We start from the raw sequence: 20,337 nt of genomic DNA, 5'->3' as shown, positions 1-20,337 counted from the left end.
CGGTGCTGGCCCTGGCCGGGGTCACCATGTTCTTCTTCCGGATCCCCTTCGCCGACTTCGTGGTGCTGTCGCCCGACCTGGCCTTCCTCGTGACCGTGCTGTGGGTGGTCGGGATGGCCAACGCCGTGAACCTCATCGACGGCCTCGACGGCCTGGCCGCCGGCGTGGTGGGCATCGCCGCCTTCGCCCTGTTCATCTACGCCAACCGGCTCTCGGGAGCGGGGCTGCTCGAGCCCGAGAACATGGCCTCGCTGATCATGGTCATCACCTGTGGGGTGTGCGTGGGCTTCCTCCCCCACAACTTCTCGCCCGCCAAGGTGTTCATGGGCGATGGCGGCGCCCTGCTGCTGGGCCTGCTCATGGCGGCGGCCACCATCTCGGTCGGGGGACGCACCGCCGACCAGTTCAGCGGGCAGACCTACTTCTTCTTCGCCCCCTTGTTCATCCCGTTCTTCATCCTGGGCGTGCCCATCGCCGACACCGGGTTCGCCATCCTGCGCCGGGCGGTCAGCCGGGCATCGGTCGCCGAGGCCGACAAGGCCCACCTCCACCACCGCCTCATGGAGATGGGTCACGGACCCCGCCGGTCGGTACTGATCCTGTGGGCCTGGACGGCCGTGTTGTCCGGGGTCGTGCTCGTCCCCACCTTCACCAACCAGGGCAACGCCATCGTGCCCTTCCTCGTGGCCGGCCTGGGCGTGCTCCTCTACACGTTCTTCCATCCCATGGTGCGCCAGTCCCCTCGGGCGGGCGTGTTCGACCAGGAGGCACCGTGGGTTCCGCCGCCTGCCGACCGCCCCCATCGCCGGCCCGTGGTGGGCCGCCACCCCGCCACTCCGGCGTCGCCGAACGGGACGTCGGAAGCCCGACACTTGCGGCCCCCGCGTGCTGTCCCGTAAGTTGCGCCCAGATTCACACCGCCGACGGCGGATGGCGTCTTGCGACGGCATCGACGCGGGCAGGCTCAAGGGGCACAGGTTGGAGCAGTGCGAGAACGAAGGTAAGCGCAGACAGGGCTCCGACGCGTCCCGCTGGAGGCGCGCCCTCAACCCCGCTGAGCTGGCCGAGCGCCAGGATCTCTACAACGGTTTCGGCAACGGGCTGGCCCTGGGCTTCGAGCTGGCCGTCACCCCCGCCGTCTTCGGGGCCATCGGCTACGGCCTCGACCGCTGGCTGGGGCTGCTCCCCGTGCTGACCATAGTGTTCGTGCTCCTCGCCGTGGCCGGGCTCTCGGTGCGCCAGTTCGCGGCCTACACGGTTCGGATGAAGCTGCACGAGACCGAAGGGCCTTGGTCGCCCGACTGGGCCGGACGGCCCGCCGCCGCTCCCACAGCCGCTCCCACCGCCTTCGGCCGCACCGCCTCGGCCCCCCCGGTCGTCGGCATCGGCGGCCCCGCCGGCCGTCAACGCCGGCGACACGCCCGTCAGCAGGTGGCGTCGTGACGGCCCCCAGCCCGCTCGAGCCCCAGGTGCGCACCTCGCTGGCCGCTCCTCCGGGTACGCCCGACGTGGAGCGCCGGGTGGCCAACGACATGATCCGCCGGTCCCTGCCCGCGGTGCCCGTCATGGTGGCCATCGCCGCCGTGTTCTGGGGTCTCGGCGGCGCTTTGTCGGCCGGCTACGCCATCGCCCTCGTCCTCGGGAACTTCGCCCTGTCCGCCGCCCTGCTCGGGTGGTCGGCCCGCATCGGCATCGGCATGCTCGTCACCGTGGCTATGGCCGGTTTCGTGGTCCGCCTGGCGCTGATCACCGCCGCCGTGCTGCTTGTGAAGGGCCAGTGGTGGGTCGAGCTCGTGCCCCTCGGCTTCACCATCGTGATCACCCATCTGGGGCTGCTCGTCTGGGAGGCTCGCCACGTGTCCATGTCCCTCGCCTTTCCGGGGCTCAAGCCGGTGAAAGGATGATCGTGCCCTTCCTCGGCACCCTCGCGTTCCCGCCCATCGAGGAGCTGGTCGACTGGAAGGCGGTGGCCTTCAAGGGCACGCCTCTTGCCATCAACAAGCCCGTCCTTTTGATGATCCTGGCGGTGATCATCGTCTTCGCCCTGTTCACCGTGGCCGGGCGGCGGGCCAAGACCGAGGCGGGACTGGTGCCGGCGGGCAGCCAGAACATCGTGGAGATGGGCGTCGAGTTCGTGCGCAACGACATCATCCTGCAGACCATGGGGCCCGAGGGGCTGGGCTGGACGTCGTTCCTGGTCACCATGTTCTTCTTCATCTTTGTGACCAACATCTTCGAGGTCATCCCGTTCATCCAGTTCCCGGTGAACGCCCGGATGGCCCTGCCTCTGGTGATGGCCCTCATGGTGTGGGCCATGTTCAACTGGGTCGGCATCAAGAGCCAGGGCCTGGGCGGCTACTTCAAGTCGATGCTCATCCCGCCCGGGGTGCCCGCCGGCCTGCTGATCCTGGTCGTTCCCATCGAGTTCATCTCCACCATCATCGTGCGGCCGTTCTCACTGGCCGTCCGGCTCTTCGCCAACATGCTGGCCGGCCACCTGCTCCTGGTGACCTTCGCGGTGCTGTCCGCCGCCCTGTTCACCAAGACCTTCCTCGCGGTGATCCTGCCGCTGCCCTTCGTGATGCTGATCCTGCTCACCGCCTTCGAGATCCTCGTGGCCGGTCTGCAGGCCTTCATCTTCACCATCCTCACCGCCGTCTACGTCGGCGGTGCCATGCACCCCGAACACTGATGTCCAGTCCGTTCGAACACCGGAAATGCGCACGGGCCACCGGCTCGCGCGAAAGCTAGGAGGAGTAGTGCTCGGAATTCTTGCCCAGGCAGCACAGGGACCGGCCGCTGACGAGGTCCTCAAAGGACTCGGCGCTGTCGGCGCCGGTATCGGCTACGGCGCCGCCGCCATCGGCCCCGGAATCGGCATCGGCATCGTGGTGGGCAACGCCCTCACCGCCATGGCCCGTCAACCCGAAGCCGCCGGCATGGTGCGCACCACCATGTTCCTCGGCATCGCCTTCACCGAAGCCTTGGCCCTGATCGGGTTCGTGGTCTTCATCCTGTTGAAGTTCACCTAGGAGGCGGCCGTGAACTTCGCCTTCATCCTCGCCCAGGCGGCCGAGAAGAAGAAGACCACCAACCCCATCCTGCCGTCGGGCAACGAGATGGTCTGGGCCGTGCTGTCGTTCCTCGTCCTCTTCGTCCTGATCGCCAAGTTCGGCTATCCGGCCATCAAGAAGGGCATGGATGCCAGGGCGGCCAAGATCAAGTCCAGCCTCGACGAGGCCGAGAGCACCCGCTCGGAGGCCCAGGAGATCCTCGACGACTACCGCCGCCAGCTGGCCGACGCCAAGAGCGAGGGGGCCCGCATCATCGAGGAGGCCCGTCAGGCCGCCGACAAGCTCCGACAGGACCTCAAGCGCCAGGCCGAGGCCGAGGTCGCCGACATCAAGTCCCGGGCCCAGGAGGACATCTCCGCCCAGGTCGAGCGGGCCAAGGCCGACCTGCAGTCGCGGGTCGCGACCCTGTCGGTCGACCTGGCCGAGAAGGTCGTCGAGCGCAGCCTCGACCGCCAGACCAACCTGGCCCTGATCGAGAACTTCATCCGCCAGACCGAGGCGGCGAATTGACCGACGCTCTCGTTGACGGCTACGCCACGGCCATCTTCGAGGTGGCCCGGGCCGAGGGCGTCCTCGACGAGGTCGAGGACCAGCTCTTCCGCTTCGCGCGCGTGCTCGACAGTTCCAACGAGCTGCGCACGACCATCACCGACGATGCCCTGCCGCCCGAGCGGCGCCAGGGCATTGTCGAAGACCTCCTCGGGGGCCGGGCCCTGCCCCTCACGTCCACACTCGGGGCTTTCGTGGTCGGCGCCGGCCGGGCCCGCGAGCTGCCCGCCATCATCGACCTGGTGGTCGAGCGGGCCGCCGCCGCCCGCCGCCAGGTCGTGGCCGAAGTGCGCTCCTCCATTCCCCTCGACGACGACCAGCGCCGCAGGCTGGCCCACGCCCTGTCCTCCAACCTGGGCAAGCAGGTGGAGGTCAAGGTGGTCGTCGACCCGGCCGTCCTCGGTGGCCTGTCCGCCAAGGTGGGCGACACCGTGATCGACGGCACCGTCCGCCACCGCCTCGAACTGCTGCGCGAGAGCCTGTAGCCCCCGCCAGGGAGACCCATGACCGACCAGATGACCATTTCGTCCGACGACATCGCCGCGGTCCTCCGCAAGCGCCTTGAGGGCTTCTCCCCCAGCCTCGAGAAGCAGCAGGTCGGTCGCATCACCGAGGTCGGTGACGGCATCGCCCGCATCTCGGGCCTGCCCAACACCGCCGTCAACGAACTGCTCGAGTTCGAGGGTGGCACGTTGGGCCTGGCCCTCAACCTCGACGAGGGCTCCATCGGCGCCGTGGTCCTCGGCAGCGTCGAGCACATCGCGGAGGGCCAGTCGGCCACCGCCACCGGACGCATCCTGTCGGTGCCCGTGGGCGACGCCCTGCTCGGCCGGGTCGTCGACTCCCTCGGCCAGCCCATCGACGGCAGGGGCCCCATCAACACCTCCGAGAGCCGTCGCCTCGAGGTGCAGGCCCCCGGCATCATCCAGCGCCAGCCGGTGAAACAGCCCCTCCAGACGGGCATCAAGTCGATCGACGCCATGACGCCCATCGGCCGTGGCCAGCGCGAGCTGATCATCGGCGACCGCAAGACGGGCAAGACGGCGGTGGCCGTCGACACCATCATCAACCAGAAGGGCCAGGGGGTGAAGTGCATCTACGTCGCCATCGGCCAGAAGGGCTCCACCGTGGCCGAGGTGGTGGCCACCCTCGAAGAGGCCGGGGCCATGGACTACACCGTCGTGGTCAGCGCTCCCGCCGCCGACCCCGCCCCCTTCAAGTACCTGGCGCCCTACTCGGGCTCGGCCATGGGCACCCACTGGATGGAGAACGGCGAGCACGCCCTCATCGTCTACGACGACCTGTCAAAGCAGGCCGAGGCCTACCGCCAGCTCTCCCTGCTCCTTCGCCGGCCCCCGGGCCGTGAGGCCTACCCGGGCGACGTGTTCTACCTCCACAGCCGCCTGCTCGAGCGGGCGGCCAAGCTCAGCGACGACCGTGGCGCAGGCTCCCTCACCGCCCTGCCGGTGATCGAGACCAAGGCGGGCGACGTGTCGGCCTACATCCCCACCAACGTGATCTCCATCACCGACGGCCAGATCTATCTGGAGGCGGATCTTTTCAACTCGGGCCAGCGGCCCGCAATCTCCGTCGGCCTCTCAGTCTCCCGGGTGGGCGGGGACGCGCAGATCCGGTCCATGAACAAGGTGGCAGGTCAGATGAAGTCGGACCTGGCGCAGTTCCGCGAGCTGGCCGCTTTCTCCCAGTTCGCCTCTGACCTGGACGCCAACACGCGGCGCCAGCTGGACCGAGGCCAGCGGCTCACGCAGCTGCTGGTCCAGAAGCAGTTTGAGCCGGTTCATACGGGCGTTCAGGTGTGCATCATCTACGCGGGCACCCGGGGCTTCCTGGACAAGGTGCCAGTGGACAAGGTTCGCGAGTGGAAGAACGGTTTCAGCCGCTTCCTCCTCGCAGAGCGAAAGACGTTTGTCGACAGCATCGAGACCGATAGGAAGTGGGATGAGGACGTCGAGGCCAAGGTCAAGGAAACCATCGATGCCTTCAACCGTCAGTCAGGTGTGGAAGCCTAGTTGTCTAAAGCAGTGACGACTCCCTAATGGCCTCGCTACGCGACATCCGACGTCGCATCAAGAGCCGTCAGAACATGCAGAAGATCACCAAGGCACTGCAGGTGGTCTCGGCAACCAAGCTGCGGCGCGCCCAGCAAGCTGTCGAGCGGACGCGCCCCTACGCGGCCAAGATGCTGGAGGTCCTGCAGACGACTACAGAGCACGCAAGCGAGTACCGCCATCCGTTCTTGGACCGGCGCGAAGGCGACAACCGGCTTTACATAGTCATCACTTCAGACCGGGGCCTGGCAGGCGGGCTCAATTCCAACGTAATGCGCGCCGTCAACCGACACCTGCGCGAGAACACCGCCGGCGATGCCAGCTTCGTCACCATCGGGCGCAAGGGCCGCGACCTTCTGCTCCGGATGCGCCGGCACGTGGTGGCGGAGGTGAGCGGGCTACCGGATCGAGCGCCTATCGGGGAGGTGCTGCCGGCCGTCAGCGCCGCACTGGACGAGTACCGGCAGGGCAACGTCGATCAGATCTATCTCGTCTATTCGCGCTTCGCCTCCACCATGCGGCAGGAGCCGACCGTGCGCCGCCTTGTCACCGTCGAGCTGCCGGAGCGCGAGGCGCGAGAGGGGGAACAGCACCGACTGAGCGGGGACTACATCTATGAGCCCGATCCGGAGTCGGTCCTGGACGCACTCCTGCCCCGATATGTGGAAACCCAGGTTTACCAAGCTCTCCTGGAGAACCAGGCGAGCGAGCACGCGGCTCGCATGGTAGCCATGCAGAGCGCCACCAATGCAGCAGGCGATCTGATCAAATCCCTGACTCTCACCGCCAACAAGGTGCGTCAGGCGACCATCACCGCCGAGCTGATGGACATCGTGGGCGGTGCGGAAGCGCTACGCGCCGCGACCGCGTAACTAAGAGGAGGCATACATTGGCGCAGACGGTAGAACAGCACCAGGAGGCGACTCACTCGCAGGCGACCGGCAAGGTCAGCCAGGTCATCGGCGCTGTGGTGGACGCCGAGTTCCCGGCCGGCGAGCTGCCTCAGCTGCTGGATGCGGTCATTGTGGAGCGCGAGGACGGCGGCCAGGTGGTGATGGAGGTGCAGCAGGAGCTGGGTGACAACGCTGTGCGCTGTATTGCCATGGACTCCTCCGACGGCATCCGCCGGGGCGATAAGGTCAGGGCCACAGGCAGTGCCATCTCAGTACCCGTCGGCGTCGAGACGCTCGGTCGAATGTTCAACGTGATCGGCGAACCGATCGACGGCAAGCCCACGCCGGAGGGCATGGCGCTCTGGCCGATCCACCGAGCAGCGCCCTCGCTCGCGGAGCAGCGGACCGAGGTCGACATCCTGGAGACGGGGATCAAGGTCATCGATCTCATGTGCACCTTCACCAAGGGCTCCAAGATCGGCCTCTTCGGCGGTGCCGGCGTGGGCAAGACGGTGATTGTGCAGGAGCTGATCCGCAACATCGCTCACGAGCACCAGGGTCGCTCAGTTTTTGCCGGCGTGGGCGAGCGCACGCGCGAGGGCGCCGACATGTACGAAGAGATGCGCGAGGCCGAGGTGCTGGACAAGACCACGCTGGTCTTCGGTCAGATGAACGAGCCTCCAGGCGCTCGGGCCCGCATAGCGCTGACCGGCCTGACCATGGCCGAGTTCTTCCGTGACGAGGAGGGCGCCGACGTCCTCATGTTCATCGACAACATCTTCCGCTACATGCTGGCGGGCTCGGAGGTTTCAGCGCTCCTGGGCAGGATGCCCTCCGCCGTCGGTTACCAGCCCACGCTGGCGACAGAGATGGGCGCCCTACAGGAGCGCATCACCAGCACCGACAAGGGCTCGATCACCTCGGTGCAGGCGATTTACGTGCCGGCCGACGACATGACCGACCCCGCCATCCAGACCACCTTTGCTCACCTCGGTGCGGTGGTCAGCCTGGATCGCGCCTTGACGGAGATCGGGATCTATCCTGCCGTGTCGCCGCTCGACTCGACCAGCCGTTTCCTTGACCCGCTGGTGGTGGGTCAGGAACACTACGACGCGGCTCAGGGCGTGAAGCGCACTATGCAGCGCTACAAGGAGCTGCAGGACATCATCGCAATTCTGGGCATGGAGGAACTCTCCGAGGACGACAAGCTGACAGTGGCCCGCGCCCGCAAGACCCAGCGCTTCCTCTCCCAGCCTTTCTTCGTCGCGCAGCGCTTCACAGGTCGGGAGGGCCGCTTCGTGCCTGTCAAGGAGACTGTGCGTGGCTTCAACGAGATCTTGGAGGGGAAGCATGACGACCTCCCCGAACAGGCCTTCTATCTCGTCGGCACCATCGACGAGGCACGCGAGCAGGCCGAGCGCCTGAGCCAGGCAAGCTAGTGTCCCGCGCCAGGACCGTAGTGTCCGGGACTCTGGCGTGCCAGTAGAGCTGCGAGTCGTCAGCATCGAGCGCTCCCTCTTCGAGGGCGAGGTGGACGGCGAGGGCCGGCCGTTCCTCGTCTGCCAGGGAGCCGAGGGTGAACTTGGCATCATGCCTCGGCACTCGCCGTTGCTGACCTCACTGCGCCCCGGCGAGCTTCGGATCCGCAACGGGGGGGAGGAGACCTCGCTGTTCGTCGGAGGCGGCTTTCTCGAGGTGCTGCCCGACCGCGTGACGGTTCTCGCCGATGAGGCTGAGCGGACCGACGAGATCGACGAGCAGAAGGCTGAAGAAGCCCGGCGCCGGGCGCAGGAGCGTTTGCAGACCCAGGGTCAGCTCAGCCCGGAAGAGGAGTCGAACATCGCTCTGATCCTGGAGGTGGCCGAAGCCCGCCTGCGTTTGGCCAGGTCTCGCAGCCAGCGGGGCTGAGGCGGGCCGATCCCTGGTGTGATGGGATGGTGGCTGCCCAGCTTCTGATCACCGGCGGTCGCCGCCTGCGCGGGCGCGTGCAGGTGGCCGGCTCCAAGAACGCAGCCCTCGCCATCATGGCGGCGGCGCTGCTCACTCCTGAGCCACTCCACCTGCGCAATGTGCCGCGGATTCTCGACACGGCGCTGATGGCGGAGATCGTGCAGGCAGTGGGTGGCCGTTCGACGCTTGACGGTGAGGGACGCATCACCCTCCAGGCCACGCAGGTCACCGATCGAGTCCCCGCCCAGATGGCGCAGCGGATGCGCGCGTCCATAGTGCTGCTGGGCCCCCTGCTGGCGCGAACGGGCGAGGCACACCTCACGCGGCCGGGAGGAGACCAGATCGGCGCCCGCCGCGTGGAGCAGCACCTGCGCGGATTCCGGGCGATGGGAGCCCGGGTCGAGGAAACTGAGCACGAGATAATCGCCCGCAGCGAGGGCCGGCTCAAGGGAGCGCGGGTCGTGTTGGACCTGCCCACAGTCACGGGCACCGAGAGCCTGGTGATGGCTGCAACTCTCGCCGAAGGTCGCACGGAGATTTTCAACGCGGCTCGCGAACCCCACGTCCAAGACCTCTGCCGCCTGCTCAACAAGATGGGCGCCGACGTGCGGGGCGCCGGCACCGACCAGATAGTGATCTACGGCGGCCGGCGGATGCGAGGGACTGAGCATCAGGTAGTCCCGGACTACCTGGAGGCGGGTACGTATGCCATCGCCGCCGCCGCCGCAGGCGGGGATGTGACCATCGATGAATGCCCGAACGAGGATCTGGAGCAGACGCTGCTCAAGCTGGAGGAGGTGGGCGTTCAGCTCGAGCAGCGCAATCGGACGCTGCGGGTTCGGCGCGACCCGGCCCAGGCGCTGCGGGCCGTCGACATGGGCACGTGGGTCCATCCCGGCTTTCCAACCGACCTCCAGGCTCAGTACATGGCGCTCATGACGCAGGCGCAGGGAAGCTGTGTCATCTCCGAGTACATCTTTGAAAACCGCTTTCAACACGCCACCGAGTTGAACCGCATGGGCGCCAGCATCGAGATCCACGGCCGGGATGCGCTCGTGACGGGGCCGCGCCAACTGCAGGGGGCGACGGTGGGGGTCTCCGACATCCGCTCGGGGGCGGCGCTGGTCATCGCCGCCCTGTGCGCTCAGGGTGTCAGCGCCATCGAGCAGGCCTGGCACCTGGACAGGGGCTATGAGGACCTGGTGGAGAAGTTCGTAGCGCTGGGCGCCGACTTGGAGCGGCGGCCGGCAGCGGTCCCAGCCGCCAGTCAAGGCGTCGAGCCAGTATGAGTCCCGGTTAGGATGCTTGGCCGCCGCCTGGGCTTGCAGGTCAGCCCGGACCGGGTGCGGGTCTGGCTGGACGGTACAGGCCTGGTGCTCGATCAACCGGGCGTCGCGCTCTTCGAGCGCCGGACAGGGGCGCTGTTGGGCTTGGGCGAGGAGCCCGCCGAGGGCTCAATCGAGGCGCAGGTTCTGGGCGGCGGCTGGACCCAGCCGGAGCTGATCACGCTCAGCCTCGTGGTCGAACACGTGCTGGATCGCTTCGTCGGTCTCCGCTGGCCCTTCCGCCCGGCCTTGGGCATCTGCCTGCAGGGTCAGCTACCTGCAGCCGCCGCTGTGCGGATAAGTGGAGCTGCGGTGGCAGCCGGCGCTGGCCAGTGCTGGCTGGTCGATGGCCCCTTAGCGGCGGCCGTTGGGGTCGGTCTGCAGCTGGGCAGAGGCGATCTGGAGACGGTGATCCACGTGCACGGGAGGGGCGCCGAGGTAGCTGTACTGGACGGCGCCGCGCAGTTGGGGGCTGCTGCCTGGCAGACCGGCAGGCCGGTGGGAAAGAGCCCGACCCGGCAGCTGGCGACCATGCTCCAGGAAGTCCACTCCGGCCTGACTGACAGGCAGACCCAGCAGGCCCGCGAGCGGGGATTTCATCTGGCTGGCGACCTGTGGCGGTGGCCGCACCTCGCAGCCGAGTTGTCCGGCTGGACGGCACTGCCCGTGCGCGTTCCGCCAGAGCCGCTCACCTGCGCCGTCCGAGGGGCAGCCGGGCTGCCCGACGCCCTGCCCCCCCTGATGCGCTCCCGGTCATTCATTTGAGTAGGCTGCAGGTGGTGCGCTCAGCCGTTCTCACAAGGCGACACTAGCCATGCTTCCCCAAGTCTGGCGGCTGCGGGCGGCCGCAGCGCTGGCGCTGGTCCTCGTCCTGGCCGTCGTGGCTTCCGGCCGAATGAGTCTTTTCGCACGCTGGCAGGGTGGGCAAACCAACCGGGTCGCCGCCCAGCACCCCAGCACTTCGGTGAGCTTGCCTGCGACTTTGCCCAGCGCGCCGCCGGGCGGTAAGCCAGCCGCCTCTGAGATCGTCGAGCCAGGCCGTTCCCAGCTGCATGTGCCCGTCCTCATGTACCACTACATCCGCGTGCCCAGGGAACCGCCCCGGACGGTGGGCTACGACCTCTCAGTTACGCCTGATGACTTTCGGGCCCAGATGGACTGGCTGGCGCAGAACGGCTATCGCCCCGTGACATTGAGGGATGTCAGCGCCTATCTTGCCAACCTCGGCACCCTGCCCGCCCGGTCCGTCGTGCTCACGTTCGATGACGGCTACGCCGACTTCTATTCGACAGCGTGGCCGGTGTTACGGGAACACCACTTCACCGCTGTCGCCTATCTTGTGAGCGGCTTCTTGGGCAGGCCTGGCTACGTCACCGCAGAGCAGGTGGCTGAGCTCGACCGCGCAGGCGTCGAGGTCGGGGCCCACACGGTGACCCATGTGGACTTGACAATCGTCGCGGCTGCCGACCTCGTTCATGAGCTGGTGGACGGCAAGGCCTCGTTGGAGCACATAGTCAACCACCCGGTGCTGGACTTCAGCTACCCCTCGGGTCGTCACAATCCCGCAGTGGAAAAGGCTGTCCAGGCAGCCGGCTTCGACACCGCCACGACCACCGAGCAAGGGGCAGCCGAGAGCGCGGCCAGCCGCTTTGCCTGGCCCAGGGTAAGGGTCGAGGGGCAAGAGCCGCTGACCCGCTTCGCGCAGAATCTGGGGCCGCTCGACCCCACAGTGCAGGCGTCCTCGCCCACTGGCTAGCTTTCGAGTAAAGCGATTGGCCGGACGGGCGAGCCAGTGGCTCCCACCAGCTTCAGCGGCAGGCAGACGAACGTGAAGCTCCTGACGCCGGCAGCGGCCAGCTCCTCCAGGTAGAGGTTCTCCAAGATGTGAATGCCGTGCTGCACCAGCAGGATCGTGTGGCCCGGCAGCGTGCCGTACGCCGGATCGGGTTCGAGCCAGTCCCAAGCCAGGTTGTCGGCGCCGACTGCTCGCGGTCGAAGCTCGGCCAGCCAGCTGGACACGGCCGGCGCCATCCCGGGACCGCGAAGGTAGCGCTGAGGCTCCTGCCAATTCGCTCCGTTGGCAGTGCGGATCAGCACCACGTCGCCAGGCGCAGGCTCGACAGTTTGCTCTGAGGCCGCCCGGCGCACCCTCTCGAGCGAGATCCAGCCGGGCTCGGCCACCAAACCCAGGTCGATGAGCCAGCCCCGAGTCAGGATCGGGGCCATCGCTTCCGCGCCAAGCAGCGAGAAGCCAAAGCTGCCCTGCGCGGCGACCGCATCCGCGCCGCCATGCAGGCGTCCGTCCCAGGCCTGGTGGCAGAGGGCGTCGATATGCGTTCCCGAGTGCTCGCTCGCGGTCATCACCCCTGACGCGGAGGTGCGCCGCTCGGGGCCCGGCGCGTGGCGCCGATGAAGCAGGTAGGAGTAGCCGGGTGGCTGGTGGGAGGGGTGGATGGGAGCCTCCTTTCGCCGGGGCTGCTCTAGATCGAACAGGCGCCGATTGGCCTGAGTCCCGATCCACCGACCCACCGCGGAGCCTTGGCGCCCAGGCGCACCAGCTGGCGCCCCGGACTTCTGCGGTCCTCGCTCACGCACCTTTGGGTGCGCTCCCTCCGGTCCTCGGCGCCGAATCACCACCTGGCGCGCCTGGACCCCAATTCTCTCGCGGCGGACCGGTGAATCGGGACTCAGGCGAGCTCACAGTTCTGGTCGATGCTACGGCCGACTGCTCATGCATCAGTGGAAAGCTTCCATTGCGCAGGCGCCGCCAGCGGCTTGGATGCCGGCGCCCGCGTGCATCCGCTGGCGATGATATAGCTGTGGAATCCAAGCGCGTACTCGGAATCCGAGTCGACTGCGTGGACATGGCTGAAGCGCTGGCAGTCGTCGAGCGCCTGATCGAGGCTCGGGGGCCCGTGGGGCTCGTGGCGACAGCCAACCCCGAGTTCATCATGCGCGCCCGCCGCGATCCGGCATTCCGCCAGGTGCTGGAGCGCTCAGCCCTGTGCGTGCCAGACGGCATAGGGCTGGTCTGGGCTCTGCGCCGCCAGGGCGCCGACAAGCAGGAGCGCGTGGCAGGCAGCGACCTGGTGCCGGCGCTGGCTGAGCTTTGTGCGCGGCGCGGCTGGCGGCCTTTCTTGCTGGGCGCGCTGCCCGGCGTCGGGGCAGAGGCAGCGAGACGGCTGCAGCAGCGCTATCCGAGGCTGCAGGTGGCAGGCGTGCACGCCGGCTCGCCGCTCCCGGCGGACGACTTGGAAAGCCTGCGGCGCATCGAGATGGCGCAGCCAGACGTCCTGCTGGTCGGCTACGGGCATCCTCGCCAGGAGCTTTGGGTGGAGCGCAATCGAGAAAGGCTGCGAGTGCCGGTGGCCATCGGCGTGGGCGGCACTTTCGACTTTCTCGCCGGCCGCGTTAGGCGGGCGCCCGAACCTGTACGCAGGGTGCACCTGGAGTGGTTCTGGCGACTGCTGCTCCAGCCCTGGCGCATCCGCCGTATGTGGGTTCTACCGGTGTTTGCGCTGGCGGTGGCGCGGAGGCAGCAAGCCTGAGCGGTCAGGCCCCGGATCTCAGCGTGGTGGTCCCCTGCTTCAATGAGATGCGACGGCTGCCCGCTTCGGTGGCAGGGGTCTCTCGGTGGCTTCTGGAGCGCGGCCGGCCTTTCGAGGTCATCCTCGTCGACGATGGCAGCTCCGACGGTACCGGCGCATTGCTGCGACGCTTGGCTGGCGACTATCCGCAGGTCCGAGTCAAGACCCTGCCGCGCAATCGGGGCAAAGGTCGGGCGTCGGCCGAGGGCGTTCATTTCAGCCGAGGCACTCTGGTGCTGCTCTTCGATGCCGATGCCTCGATGCCCATCGAGGAGCTGTCGAAGTTAGAACGAGCGATCGCCGATGGCGCCGATATCGCTATCGCTTCCCGCGCTGTGCCGGGCGCCCGGGAGATCGACCAGCCCTTCCACCGCCGGCTGCTGGGGAAAGCGTTCAACCGCCTGGTGCGGGTGACGCTTCTGCCCGGCCTGCGTGACACGCAGTGCGGTTTCAAGCTCTTCCGGGGCGAGACCGCCCGGCAACTCTTCAGTCAGCTGGAGATCGATCGCTTTGCTTTCGATATCGAGATCCTGCTCCGCGCTCGGCGCTCCCGCTACCGCGTGACCGAGGTAGGGGTGCGCTGGCTGAACTCCGACGCCAGCAGCGTTTCCCCCCTGCGCGACGGCGGCCGGATGCTCTGGGACCTGGCGCGGCTGAGACTGGGCAGCGTCGGCCGGAGCTGAGCCAGCGCCCGGCCAGGCGGGAAGAGGCCGACTGCCTCTGCCGGTGGCTTCAGTAGGCTTGCCAAGCGTGAGTCAGGAGCCGAAGCCCAAGCTGGTCGACTACTGGCTGCTGGCGCTTCTCACTCTGCTTGCCCTGGCGCTCATCTGGTACACGCTGGGCGGCCAGATCGTCCAGACGCTTCGCGGCACCGCCGAAGCGCTCCAGCTCTAGCTGAGAAACGCCAGCGCGGCCTCCTTGAAGGCCCGGGCAGGTACTGAGCTCATGTGGTCGCGGCCCTGCAGCTCGACATAGCTGGCATTGGGTATCAGGGCAGCGATTGACTCGGCCTCAGCCGCTAGGGGATCGCGATCACCTGCGACGAGCAGAGCCTTTACGGCTATGCGGCGCAGAGCGACCTCCTGGAGCGGTGGCTGGTCGCCCAGGATGCAGCAGGCCAGAGCCTCGAGATCATTCACCGGCCGGGCCGAAGCGAATGAGAAGAAGGAGACTGCCACCGGGTCGGTGACCGCGCCATCCCCCCGAAAGCGGCGGGCGATCAGCCGAGCGCGCTCAAAGTCGTCCGAGCTATTCAACCCCCCGAGAACCGCCCGGCGGACGCGCTCGGGAAAGCGCTGCAGCAGCTCCAACCCGATGCGCGCGCCCATCGAGTAGCCGAGGTAGTCGGCCGCCTGGAGGCCGAGCTCGTCCAGCAGACGCGTCACATCCGCCGCCATCTCCGGGCGACTGTACGCGGCCGGGTCATGCGGTTTCGCCGAAGCGCCATGACCGCGGCTGTCAAGGCCTATCACGTGGAAGCCGGCGCCGGTCAGTGTCTCCTGCCAGCGAGTGCCTCTCCAGTTGAGCGAGTAGTCGCTGCAGAAGCCATGGCCCAGCACTATGGGTCTGCCGTCGGCTGGTCCTGCGAGCGCGTAGTGAAGCCGGACTCCGGCGGAGATAAATTCAGGCACTGAGGTCGCAGTAGCTTAGGCGAGATGGCGCGAACTGAGCAGATTCTCCGGCTTCGGCACGTGCCGTCCGGGCGCGTCCTGGCGGAGCGCCTGCTGGTGCCGCGCACGTTTGTGGGGCGCGGCCTGGGCCTGATGTTCAGGCCCGCTCTCCCCGCCGGGCAGGGGATGTGGATCCAGCCCTGCAATGGCATCCACATGTTCGGCGTCCGCTTTCCGCTCGATGCCATCTTCCTCGATCGAGCCCAGCGCTTGGTGTCGGCCCGTGGCGGCCTTAGGCCCTGGCGCGTCGTGCCCTTCGTGGCGGGCAGCCGCAGCGTGGTCGAGCTGCCTGCCGGCTCACTTTCCGGCTTGCCCCTGGAGCGAGGCGAGCAATTCAGCATCGAACCCGTCTGAGGCGAGGTCTGCCGCCCAGTCAGCAAGACCTGCGCGTCGCTGAGCTGTCGATCGCTCTGAGTGGGCGCCCTGCCTCCGCTCGAGTGCGGCCGATCTTCACCGCCTCGGCTGACAAGGCGGGCTCGGACGTGGCAGCGTCGTCGACATGGCAGGTTGGAGTCGCCTGCTCGACTGGCTGCTGCCGCCCCGCTGTGGCGGCTGCGGCGCGGTGGGTGCCTGGCTGTGCGCCGGCTGCAGGGACCGCGTGCGCCGACTGGAGGAGCCCCTCTGCCGTCGCTGCGGCCGGGAGCTGGAGCATGCAGGCATCAGCTGCGGCTGCCGGGCGCGCCTGCGCTGCCTGTCGCGCCTGCGCTCTGTCGCCGCCTACGAGGGGCCGTTGGAGCGGGCCATTCACCGTTTCAAGTACGCCGGCTGGCAGGCGCTGTCACCCGCGCTGGCCGGGTTGCTGGCCGAAGCGGTTGGCCGCGAGGTTGGGGTACGCCCCGAGACGCAGCTTGTACCGGTGCCGCTGCATCCGCGTCGGCTCCGCCAGCGCGGCTACAACCAGGCGGAATTGCTGGTCGGCGAGCTTCGGCACCGGCTGCGGCTGCCGCGGCCTGCCGGCCGGCTGATCCGGGTGCGGGATACGCCGCCGCAGGTCGGTCTGGACAGGCTGCGCCGGCGCGGCAACGTCGATGGCGCATTCCAATGGCAGGGACCGCGCCTGGCCGGGGCTGCGATTCTGCTCGTGGATGATGTGGCCACCACCGGGGCGACACTGGAGAGCTGTGCAGCCGCGCTGAAGGCGGGCGGCGCCGGTCAGGTGACGGCCGTCACGTTGGCGCGGGTGGATGTCTGAAGTTCAGTTCGGCTTGGGCCACGAGGGCCATGGGTATCATCCCTTCAGTGAAGGTCGCGGTCCCCGGCCGGACCAGGGCCTCGAGCGCGGTCCGGAGCCAGCCCCCAGCAGCTCAGCTCCGCCTGCCTAGATGCCTGCCGAGCCCGAGGTGGGCAGCCTGATGAGGCTCTTCGGTGGTGTCTTCAACCCGAATGAGCGGGAAATCCGCCACCACCTGCGCACAGCTGAGCGGATTGGTGAGATCGAAGACGAGCTGAAGCCGCTCAGCGACGCCGAGCTCAAGGCCCGGGCCGAGCTGCTGCGGAGCCGCGCTCAGGATGAGTCCCTGGAAGATCTTCTGGAGGAGTCCTTCGCCCTGACCAGGGTGCTCGCTCAGCGCACCATCGGCATGCGACACTTCGACGTCCAGATCGTGGGCGGCATCGTTCTCCACCACGGCAAGATCGCGGAGATGAAGACAGGTGAAGGCAAGACGCTGGTGGCCACGCTGCCGCTGGCTCTGAACGCCCTTTCCGGGGAAGGCGTTCATCTGGTCACCGCCAACGACTACCTGGCCCGGCGCGACGCGGGCTGGATGGCGCCTGTCTATCACGGCATGGGTCTCAGCACAGGCGTCATCGTCGGCGACCCGCACCAGCCCAACGGGTCCTTCGTGTACGACCCTGACTACGCGGATCCGGACCACTCGGATCCGCGACTGCGCCACCTCCGGCCTTCCGGCCGGCAGGAGGCCTACCGCTGCGACATCACATACGGCACCAACAACCAGTTCGGGTTCGATTATCTCCGCGACAACATGGCTACCGATCTGAGCCAGCGGGTTCAGCGCAAGCTCCACTACGGCATAGTGGACGAGGTCGACTCAATCCTGATCGACGAGGCTCGGACGCCTCTCATCATCTCGGCCCCCGCCGCCGAATCGACCGACAAGTATTACCAGTACGCGCGCTATGCGGCCAAGCTGGAAAAAGACGTCGACTACATAGTCGAGCTCAAGTACAAGTCAGCCTCGCTGACCGAAGAGGGCATCGCCAAAATTCAGCGCCTGACCGGAATCAAGAACATTTACGACCTGGAGCAGGCAGTCGAAGCCCACCAGCTCAACCAGGCGTTGAAAGCGAAGGCTCTCTATCACCGGGAGGACCACTACCTCGTTTTGAACGGGGAGGTGGTGATAGTGGACGAGTTCACCGGCCGGACGATGCCAGGGCGGCGTTGGTCAGACGGGCTGCACCAGGCGGTGGAGGCCAAGGAGGGCCTCAAAGTCCAGCAGGAGATGCGCACGCTCGCGACGATCACTTTGCAGAATTACTTCCGGCTCTACGACAAGCTTGCCGGGATGACGGGCACCGCAATCACTGAGGCGGAGGAATTCGACAAGATCTACCGGCTCACAGTCGTGGAGATCCCCACCAACCGGCCCCTCATCAGGCTTGACGAGGCGGACGTCATCTATCGCGACGAGGACTCCAAGTTCGCCGCAGTCATCGATGAGATTGTGGAGATGAATGAATTGGGCCGGCCGGTGCTGGTGGGCACGGTCTCCGTCGACAAATCAGAGCGGCTCGCCCGCCTGCTGCAGAAGAAGGGCGTCAAGCACAACGTCCTCAACGCCAAGCAGCACGAGCGTGAGGCGAGCATCGTGGCCGAGGCCGGCCAGCAGAGGGCTGTCACGATCGCCACCAACATGGCGGGTCGCGGCACCGACATAGTGCTCGGCGACGGCGTGCAAGCGTTGGGCGGACTGCATATCGTCGGCACCGAGCGGCATGAGAGCCGGCGCATCGACAACCAGCTGCGCGGCCGAGCCGGACGGCAGGGCGACCCGGGCTCGACGCGCTTCTTTATCTCCCTGGACGACCAGCTGATGCAGGTCTTCGGGCCGGCGGCCGACCGCATAGGCAGGTTGATGGACAGGCTCGAGGGAGACCGCATCGAACACGGCTGGGTGACCAGCTCCATCGAGCGCGCTCAACGGCGCGTGGAGGGCATGAACTTCGACGCTCGCAAGCACGTCGTCGAATACGACGACGTGATGAACACGCAGCGGGAGCTGATCTACGCCGAGCGCGAGAAGGTACTGAGCGGCATCGATACCCGGGCCAACATCCTCGACTACCTGCGCGAGGTCATCGACAGGGGCGTGGAGGCGAACTGCACGGGGCGGCATCCCGACCGTTGGGATCTGGAGGAGCTGCTGCGCTACCTGTCTCACTACATGCCGATCGCACCTGAAACGGAGCTTCCCGACGAGGCTCTGAACTCGGGCAAGGACGGTCTCGCCAACTACCTCTACGACGCGGCGCTGGCTGTTTACGAGCAGAAGGAAGCAGAACTGGGCGATCCGGAAGTAGTGCGGCAGGTGGAGCGCTTCGTAATGCTGCGAACCATCGACACCAAGTGGGTTGACTTCCTGACCACCATGGAGCATTTCCGGGAGGGGATCAGCCTCCAGGCCTACGCCCAGAAGGACCCCCTCGTCGAGTTCAAGAACGAAGCGCTGAAGATGTTCAACGAGCTGACCCTTTCGATTCAGGGCGACGTCGTCGCCAGCATGTTTCGCGTGCAGTTGGAGCCCGAGAGGCCGCCACCACAGGTCGCGGCGCCGGAACGGCGATCAACCAGCAACGGCTCCGAACGAAAGGTTCCCGTCGGCGCCGCGGTCGGTGCCGTCGCCGACGACGGCGTCACAACCGGTGGCACACCCGCCGGCAACGTCAAAGTCGGCCGCAACGAGCCCTGCTGGTGCGGCTCGGGCAAGAAGTACAAACGCTGTCATGGCCGCTGATCGCACGCCCGCGGAGCAACTTCGGCGCATCCTCGAGCTCAAGGAGCATCTTTGACCTGCCGGAAAAGCGGCGCCGATCTGAGGAGCTCGAGGCCAAGCTGACCGAGCCCGGCATCTGGGAGGATTCCCAGGCTGCCGGGGGGATTGCCCGAGAAGCTCGCGAGCTGCGCGACGAAGTCACGGTCTGGGAACAGCTGCAGCGACGAGCCGAGGACTTGGAGGAGCTGGCGCAGCTCGCCGGTCAGGACGAAGAGCTGGCGGAGCAGGTGAAAGTCGACAGCCTGGCTGTCGATCAGGAGCTGCAGCAGTTGGAGTTGGAGGTGCTCTTCGCCGATCCCTACGCCAGGCACAACGCCGTGCTCAGCATCTCGGCCGGCCAGGGCGGCGTTGACGCTCAGGACTGGGTTGAGATCTTAATGCGCATGTACATGAAGTGGGCGCAGCCGCCGGCCCAGGAGCGGTCAACCCTGCGGCCGGGATGCGAGGTGGAGGTGATCGACACGGCGGCTGGGGAAGAGGCAGGGCTGAAGGGGGCCACCCTGGTTCTCCGCGGCCGCCGAGCGTACGGCCTGCTGCGCGCCGAGCACGGTGTACATCGCCTGGTCCGCATCTCGCCTTTCGACCAGAATCACCGCCGACACACCTCGTTCGCCCTGGTGGAGGTCATGCCCGAGCTGGCCGAGGGGGAAGAGGCGCAGGTGGAGATCAATCCCGAGGACCTTCGGGTCGACACCTATCGCTCGACCGGGGCCGGTGGCCAGCACGTCAACAAGACCGACTCGGCAGTGCGGCTGACGCATCTCCCGACTGGGATAGTGGTCTCCTGCCAGAACGAGCGCTCCCAGCTGAAGAATCGTGAGCTGGCCATGAAGGTCCTCCGGGCGCGGATCTTCCAGCGTCAGCAGGAGGAGGCTGCCAAGAAGCGGGACGAACTGCGCGGGGACGTGATGCCTGCCGAGTTCGGCAGCCAGATTCGCAATTACGTGCTGCAGCCGTACACAATGGTCAAGGACGTGCGGACGGGCGTTGAGGTCGGCAACGCCCAGGCTGTTCTGGACGGTCAACTCGAGCCCTTCCTGGAGGGCTGGCTTCGCTGGCGGCTAGCCGAAGGCTAGCGCGGTACGCCGTCGCGGAGGCGGCCGGGGCACTTTCGCGGGTGGGCTGCAATTTGACCGGGCCTCTTTTCCGGGTCTATACTGCTCAAAGTCGGTAGCACCGCTTAGCGGCTGGCAGTTCCTTC

23 protein-coding genes are annotated in these 20,337 nt (G+C 67.2%); 21 read left to right on the top strand and 2 right to left on the bottom strand.

From position 1 onward, the window contains the following. The 14 genes from ACR2MZ_RS10005 to ACR2MZ_RS09940 form a co-directional block, all read left to right on the top strand. The coding region (locus ACR2MZ_RS10005) for an MraY family glycosyltransferase (protein ID WP_434004897.1) at positions 1-899 on the top strand (899 nt) is incomplete at its 5' end. Between the two features lie 31 nt (positions 900-930). After that, positions 931-1,443, top strand: a complete 513-nt coding sequence (locus ACR2MZ_RS10000) for an AtpZ/AtpI family protein (RefSeq protein ID WP_434004896.1) — start codon at positions 931-933, stop codon at positions 1,441-1,443. After that, positions 1,440-1,904 carry an ATP synthase subunit I gene (locus ACR2MZ_RS09995; RefSeq protein WP_434004895.1) on the top strand — a complete coding sequence of 155 codons (465 nt, stop codon included), beginning with the start codon at positions 1,440-1,442 and terminating at the stop codon, positions 1,902-1,904. The genes ACR2MZ_RS10000 and ACR2MZ_RS09995 overlap by 4 nt, the downstream gene beginning before the upstream one ends. Beyond that, complete coding sequence (atpB, locus tag ACR2MZ_RS09990) at positions 1,901-2,692, top strand: F0F1 ATP synthase subunit A (RefSeq protein ID WP_434004894.1); 792 nt, start codon at positions 1,901-1,903, stop codon at positions 2,690-2,692. Before ACR2MZ_RS09995 ends, atpB begins: the two co-directional genes overlap by 4 nt. Before the next feature lie 25 nt (positions 2,693-2,717). Further along, entirely contained in the window at positions 2,718-3,032 is a 315-nt protein-coding gene (gene atpE, locus ACR2MZ_RS09985) for an ATP synthase F0 subunit C (protein WP_434004893.1), read from the top strand. 9 nt (positions 3,033-3,041) lie between these two features. Beyond that, positions 3,042-3,584 (top strand): F0F1 ATP synthase subunit B, encoded by a 543-nt coding sequence (gene atpF / locus ACR2MZ_RS09980; protein ID WP_434004892.1) that lies wholly within the window; start codon positions 3,042-3,044, stop codon positions 3,582-3,584. Further along, the gene (gene atpH / locus ACR2MZ_RS09975) at positions 3,581-4,108 is read left to right on the top strand and encodes an ATP synthase F1 subunit delta (RefSeq protein ID WP_434004891.1); all 528 of its coding nucleotides are present in this window, start codon (positions 3,581-3,583) and stop codon (positions 4,106-4,108) included. The genes atpF and atpH overlap by 4 nt, the downstream gene beginning before the upstream one ends. A 30-nt stretch (positions 4,109-4,138) precedes the next feature. After that, positions 4,139-5,653: a F0F1 ATP synthase subunit alpha gene (atpA, locus tag ACR2MZ_RS09970; RefSeq protein ID WP_434004890.1), complete on the top strand. Its 1,515-nt coding sequence runs from the start codon at positions 4,139-4,141 to the stop codon at positions 5,651-5,653. A gap of 26 nt (positions 5,654-5,679) precedes the next feature. Next, a complete protein-coding gene (gene atpG / locus ACR2MZ_RS09965; protein ID WP_434004889.1) occupies positions 5,680-6,564 on the top strand; it encodes an ATP synthase F1 subunit gamma in 885 nt (294 codons plus the stop codon). Between the two features lie 17 nt (positions 6,565-6,581). Continuing rightward, entirely contained in the window at positions 6,582-8,024 is a 1,443-nt protein-coding gene (gene atpD, locus ACR2MZ_RS09960; protein ID WP_434004888.1) for a F0F1 ATP synthase subunit beta, read from the top strand. A 37-nt stretch (positions 8,025-8,061) separates the two neighbouring features. Further along, positions 8,062-8,493, top strand: coding sequence for an ATP synthase F1 subunit epsilon (atpC, locus tag ACR2MZ_RS09955; RefSeq protein ID WP_434004887.1), 432 nt, complete (start codon positions 8,062-8,064; stop codon positions 8,491-8,493). Positions 8,494-8,522: 29 nt separating this feature from the next. Next, complete coding sequence (gene murA, locus ACR2MZ_RS09950) at positions 8,523-9,824, top strand: UDP-N-acetylglucosamine 1-carboxyvinyltransferase (protein WP_434004886.1); 1,302 nt, start codon at positions 8,523-8,525, stop codon at positions 9,822-9,824. A 12-nt stretch (positions 9,825-9,836) separates the two neighbouring features. Further along, entirely contained in the window at positions 9,837-10,625 is a 789-nt protein-coding gene (locus tag ACR2MZ_RS09945; protein ID WP_434004885.1) for a rod shape-determining protein, read from the top strand. Between the two features lie 49 nt (positions 10,626-10,674). Then, complete coding sequence (locus ACR2MZ_RS09940) at positions 10,675-11,616, top strand: polysaccharide deacetylase family protein (protein WP_434004884.1); 942 nt, start codon at positions 10,675-10,677, stop codon at positions 11,614-11,616. On the opposite strand, the gene ACR2MZ_RS09935 is transcribed toward ACR2MZ_RS09940, so the two are convergent. Then, positions 11,613-12,389, bottom strand: a complete 777-nt coding sequence (locus ACR2MZ_RS09935) for a cyclase family protein (protein ID WP_434004883.1) — start codon at positions 12,387-12,389, stop codon at positions 11,613-11,615. The two genes, ACR2MZ_RS09940 and ACR2MZ_RS09935, sit on opposite strands and share 4 nt — an antisense overlap. Before the next feature lie 335 nt (positions 12,390-12,724). On the opposite strand from ACR2MZ_RS09935, the gene ACR2MZ_RS09930 reads away from it, so the two are divergent. The 3 genes from ACR2MZ_RS09930 (at position 12,725) to ACR2MZ_RS09920 (ending at position 14,341) form a co-directional block, all read left to right on the top strand. Beyond that, complete coding sequence (locus ACR2MZ_RS09930; protein ID WP_434004882.1) at positions 12,725-13,408, top strand: WecB/TagA/CpsF family glycosyltransferase; 684 nt, start codon at positions 12,725-12,727, stop codon at positions 13,406-13,408. Then, the gene (locus tag ACR2MZ_RS09925; protein WP_434004881.1) at positions 13,312-14,130 is read left to right on the top strand and encodes a dolichyl-phosphate beta-glucosyltransferase; all 819 of its coding nucleotides are present in this window, start codon (positions 13,312-13,314) and stop codon (positions 14,128-14,130) included. The genes ACR2MZ_RS09930 and ACR2MZ_RS09925 overlap by 97 nt, the downstream gene beginning before the upstream one ends. A gap of 67 nt (positions 14,131-14,197) precedes the next feature. Further along, entirely contained in the window at positions 14,198-14,341 is a 144-nt protein-coding gene (locus tag ACR2MZ_RS09920; RefSeq protein WP_338181712.1) for a hypothetical protein, read from the top strand. On the opposite strand, the gene ACR2MZ_RS09915 is transcribed toward ACR2MZ_RS09920, so the two are convergent. Beyond that, a complete protein-coding gene (locus ACR2MZ_RS09915) occupies positions 14,338-15,078 on the bottom strand; it encodes an alpha/beta fold hydrolase (RefSeq protein ID WP_434004880.1) in 741 nt (246 codons plus the stop codon). The two genes, ACR2MZ_RS09920 and ACR2MZ_RS09915, sit on opposite strands and share 4 nt — an antisense overlap. A 24-nt stretch (positions 15,079-15,102) precedes the next feature. Between ACR2MZ_RS09915 and ACR2MZ_RS09910 the strand changes: the two genes are divergently transcribed. From ACR2MZ_RS09910 to prfB, 4 genes are all read left to right on the top strand, one after another. Next, on the top strand, positions 15,103-15,471 hold the full coding sequence (locus ACR2MZ_RS09910; protein WP_434004879.1) for a DUF192 domain-containing protein: 369 nt from the start codon (positions 15,103-15,105) through the stop codon (positions 15,469-15,471). A 145-nt stretch (positions 15,472-15,616) separates the two neighbouring features. Continuing rightward, positions 15,617-16,309 (top strand): ComF family protein, encoded by a 693-nt coding sequence (locus tag ACR2MZ_RS09905; protein WP_434004878.1) that lies wholly within the window; start codon positions 15,617-15,619, stop codon positions 16,307-16,309. 130 nt (positions 16,310-16,439) lie between these two features. Further along, positions 16,440-19,097 carry a preprotein translocase subunit SecA gene (gene secA / locus ACR2MZ_RS09900; protein ID WP_434004877.1) on the top strand — a complete coding sequence of 886 codons (2,658 nt, stop codon included), beginning with the start codon at positions 16,440-16,442 and terminating at the stop codon, positions 19,095-19,097. Beyond that, entirely contained in the window at positions 19,094-20,212 is a 1,119-nt protein-coding gene (gene prfB / locus ACR2MZ_RS09895) for a peptide chain release factor 2 (RefSeq protein WP_434004905.1), read from the top strand. Before secA ends, prfB begins: the two co-directional genes overlap by 4 nt. The last annotated feature ends 125 nt before the right edge of the window (positions 20,213-20,337 follow it).

It is taken from the genome of Candidatus Dormiibacter sp., from assembly GCF_050999135.1.
Classification (GTDB): domain Bacteria; phylum Chloroflexota; class Dormibacteria; order Dormibacterales; family Dormibacteraceae; genus Dormiibacter; species Dormiibacter spiritus.
Note: the sequence above shows the minus strand (reverse complement) of the source record. Positions and strands in the feature narration are given on the sequence as shown.

Excerpts from the sequence above, each read along its gene's own strand:
- atpG (WP_434004889.1), top strand. The coding sequence starts at position 5,680 with ATGGCCTCGCTACGCGACATCCGACGTCGCATCAAGAGCCGTCAGAAC.
- atpA (WP_434004890.1), top strand. The coding sequence starts at position 4,139 with ATGACCATTTCGTCCGACGACATCGCCGCGGTCCTCCGCAAGCGCCTT.
- ACR2MZ_RS09910 (WP_434004879.1), top strand. The coding sequence starts at position 15,103 with ATGGCGCGAACTGAGCAGATTCTCCGGCTTCGGCACGTGCCGTCCGGG.
- atpB (WP_434004894.1), top strand. The coding sequence starts at position 1,901 with ATGATCGTGCCCTTCCTCGGCACCCTCGCGTTCCCGCCCATCGAGGAG.
- ACR2MZ_RS09930 (WP_434004882.1), top strand. The coding sequence starts at position 12,725 with ATGGCTGAAGCGCTGGCAGTCGTCGAGCGCCTGATCGAGGCTCGGGGG.
- ACR2MZ_RS09905 (WP_434004878.1), top strand. The coding sequence starts at position 15,617 with ATGGCAGGTTGGAGTCGCCTGCTCGACTGGCTGCTGCCGCCCCGCTGT.
- ACR2MZ_RS09945 (WP_434004885.1), top strand. The coding sequence starts at position 9,837 with ATGCTTGGCCGCCGCCTGGGCTTGCAGGTCAGCCCGGACCGGGTGCGG.
- atpE (WP_434004893.1), top strand. The coding sequence starts at position 2,718 with ATGCGCACGGGCCACCGGCTCGCGCGAAAGCTAGGAGGAGTAGTGCTC.
- ACR2MZ_RS10000 (WP_434004896.1), top strand. The coding sequence starts at position 931 with ATGGCGTCTTGCGACGGCATCGACGCGGGCAGGCTCAAGGGGCACAGG.
- secA (WP_434004877.1), top strand. The coding sequence starts at position 16,440 with ATGCCTGCCGAGCCCGAGGTGGGCAGCCTGATGAGGCTCTTCGGTGGT.
- ACR2MZ_RS09940 (WP_434004884.1), top strand. The coding sequence starts at position 10,675 with ATGCTTCCCCAAGTCTGGCGGCTGCGGGCGGCCGCAGCGCTGGCGCTG.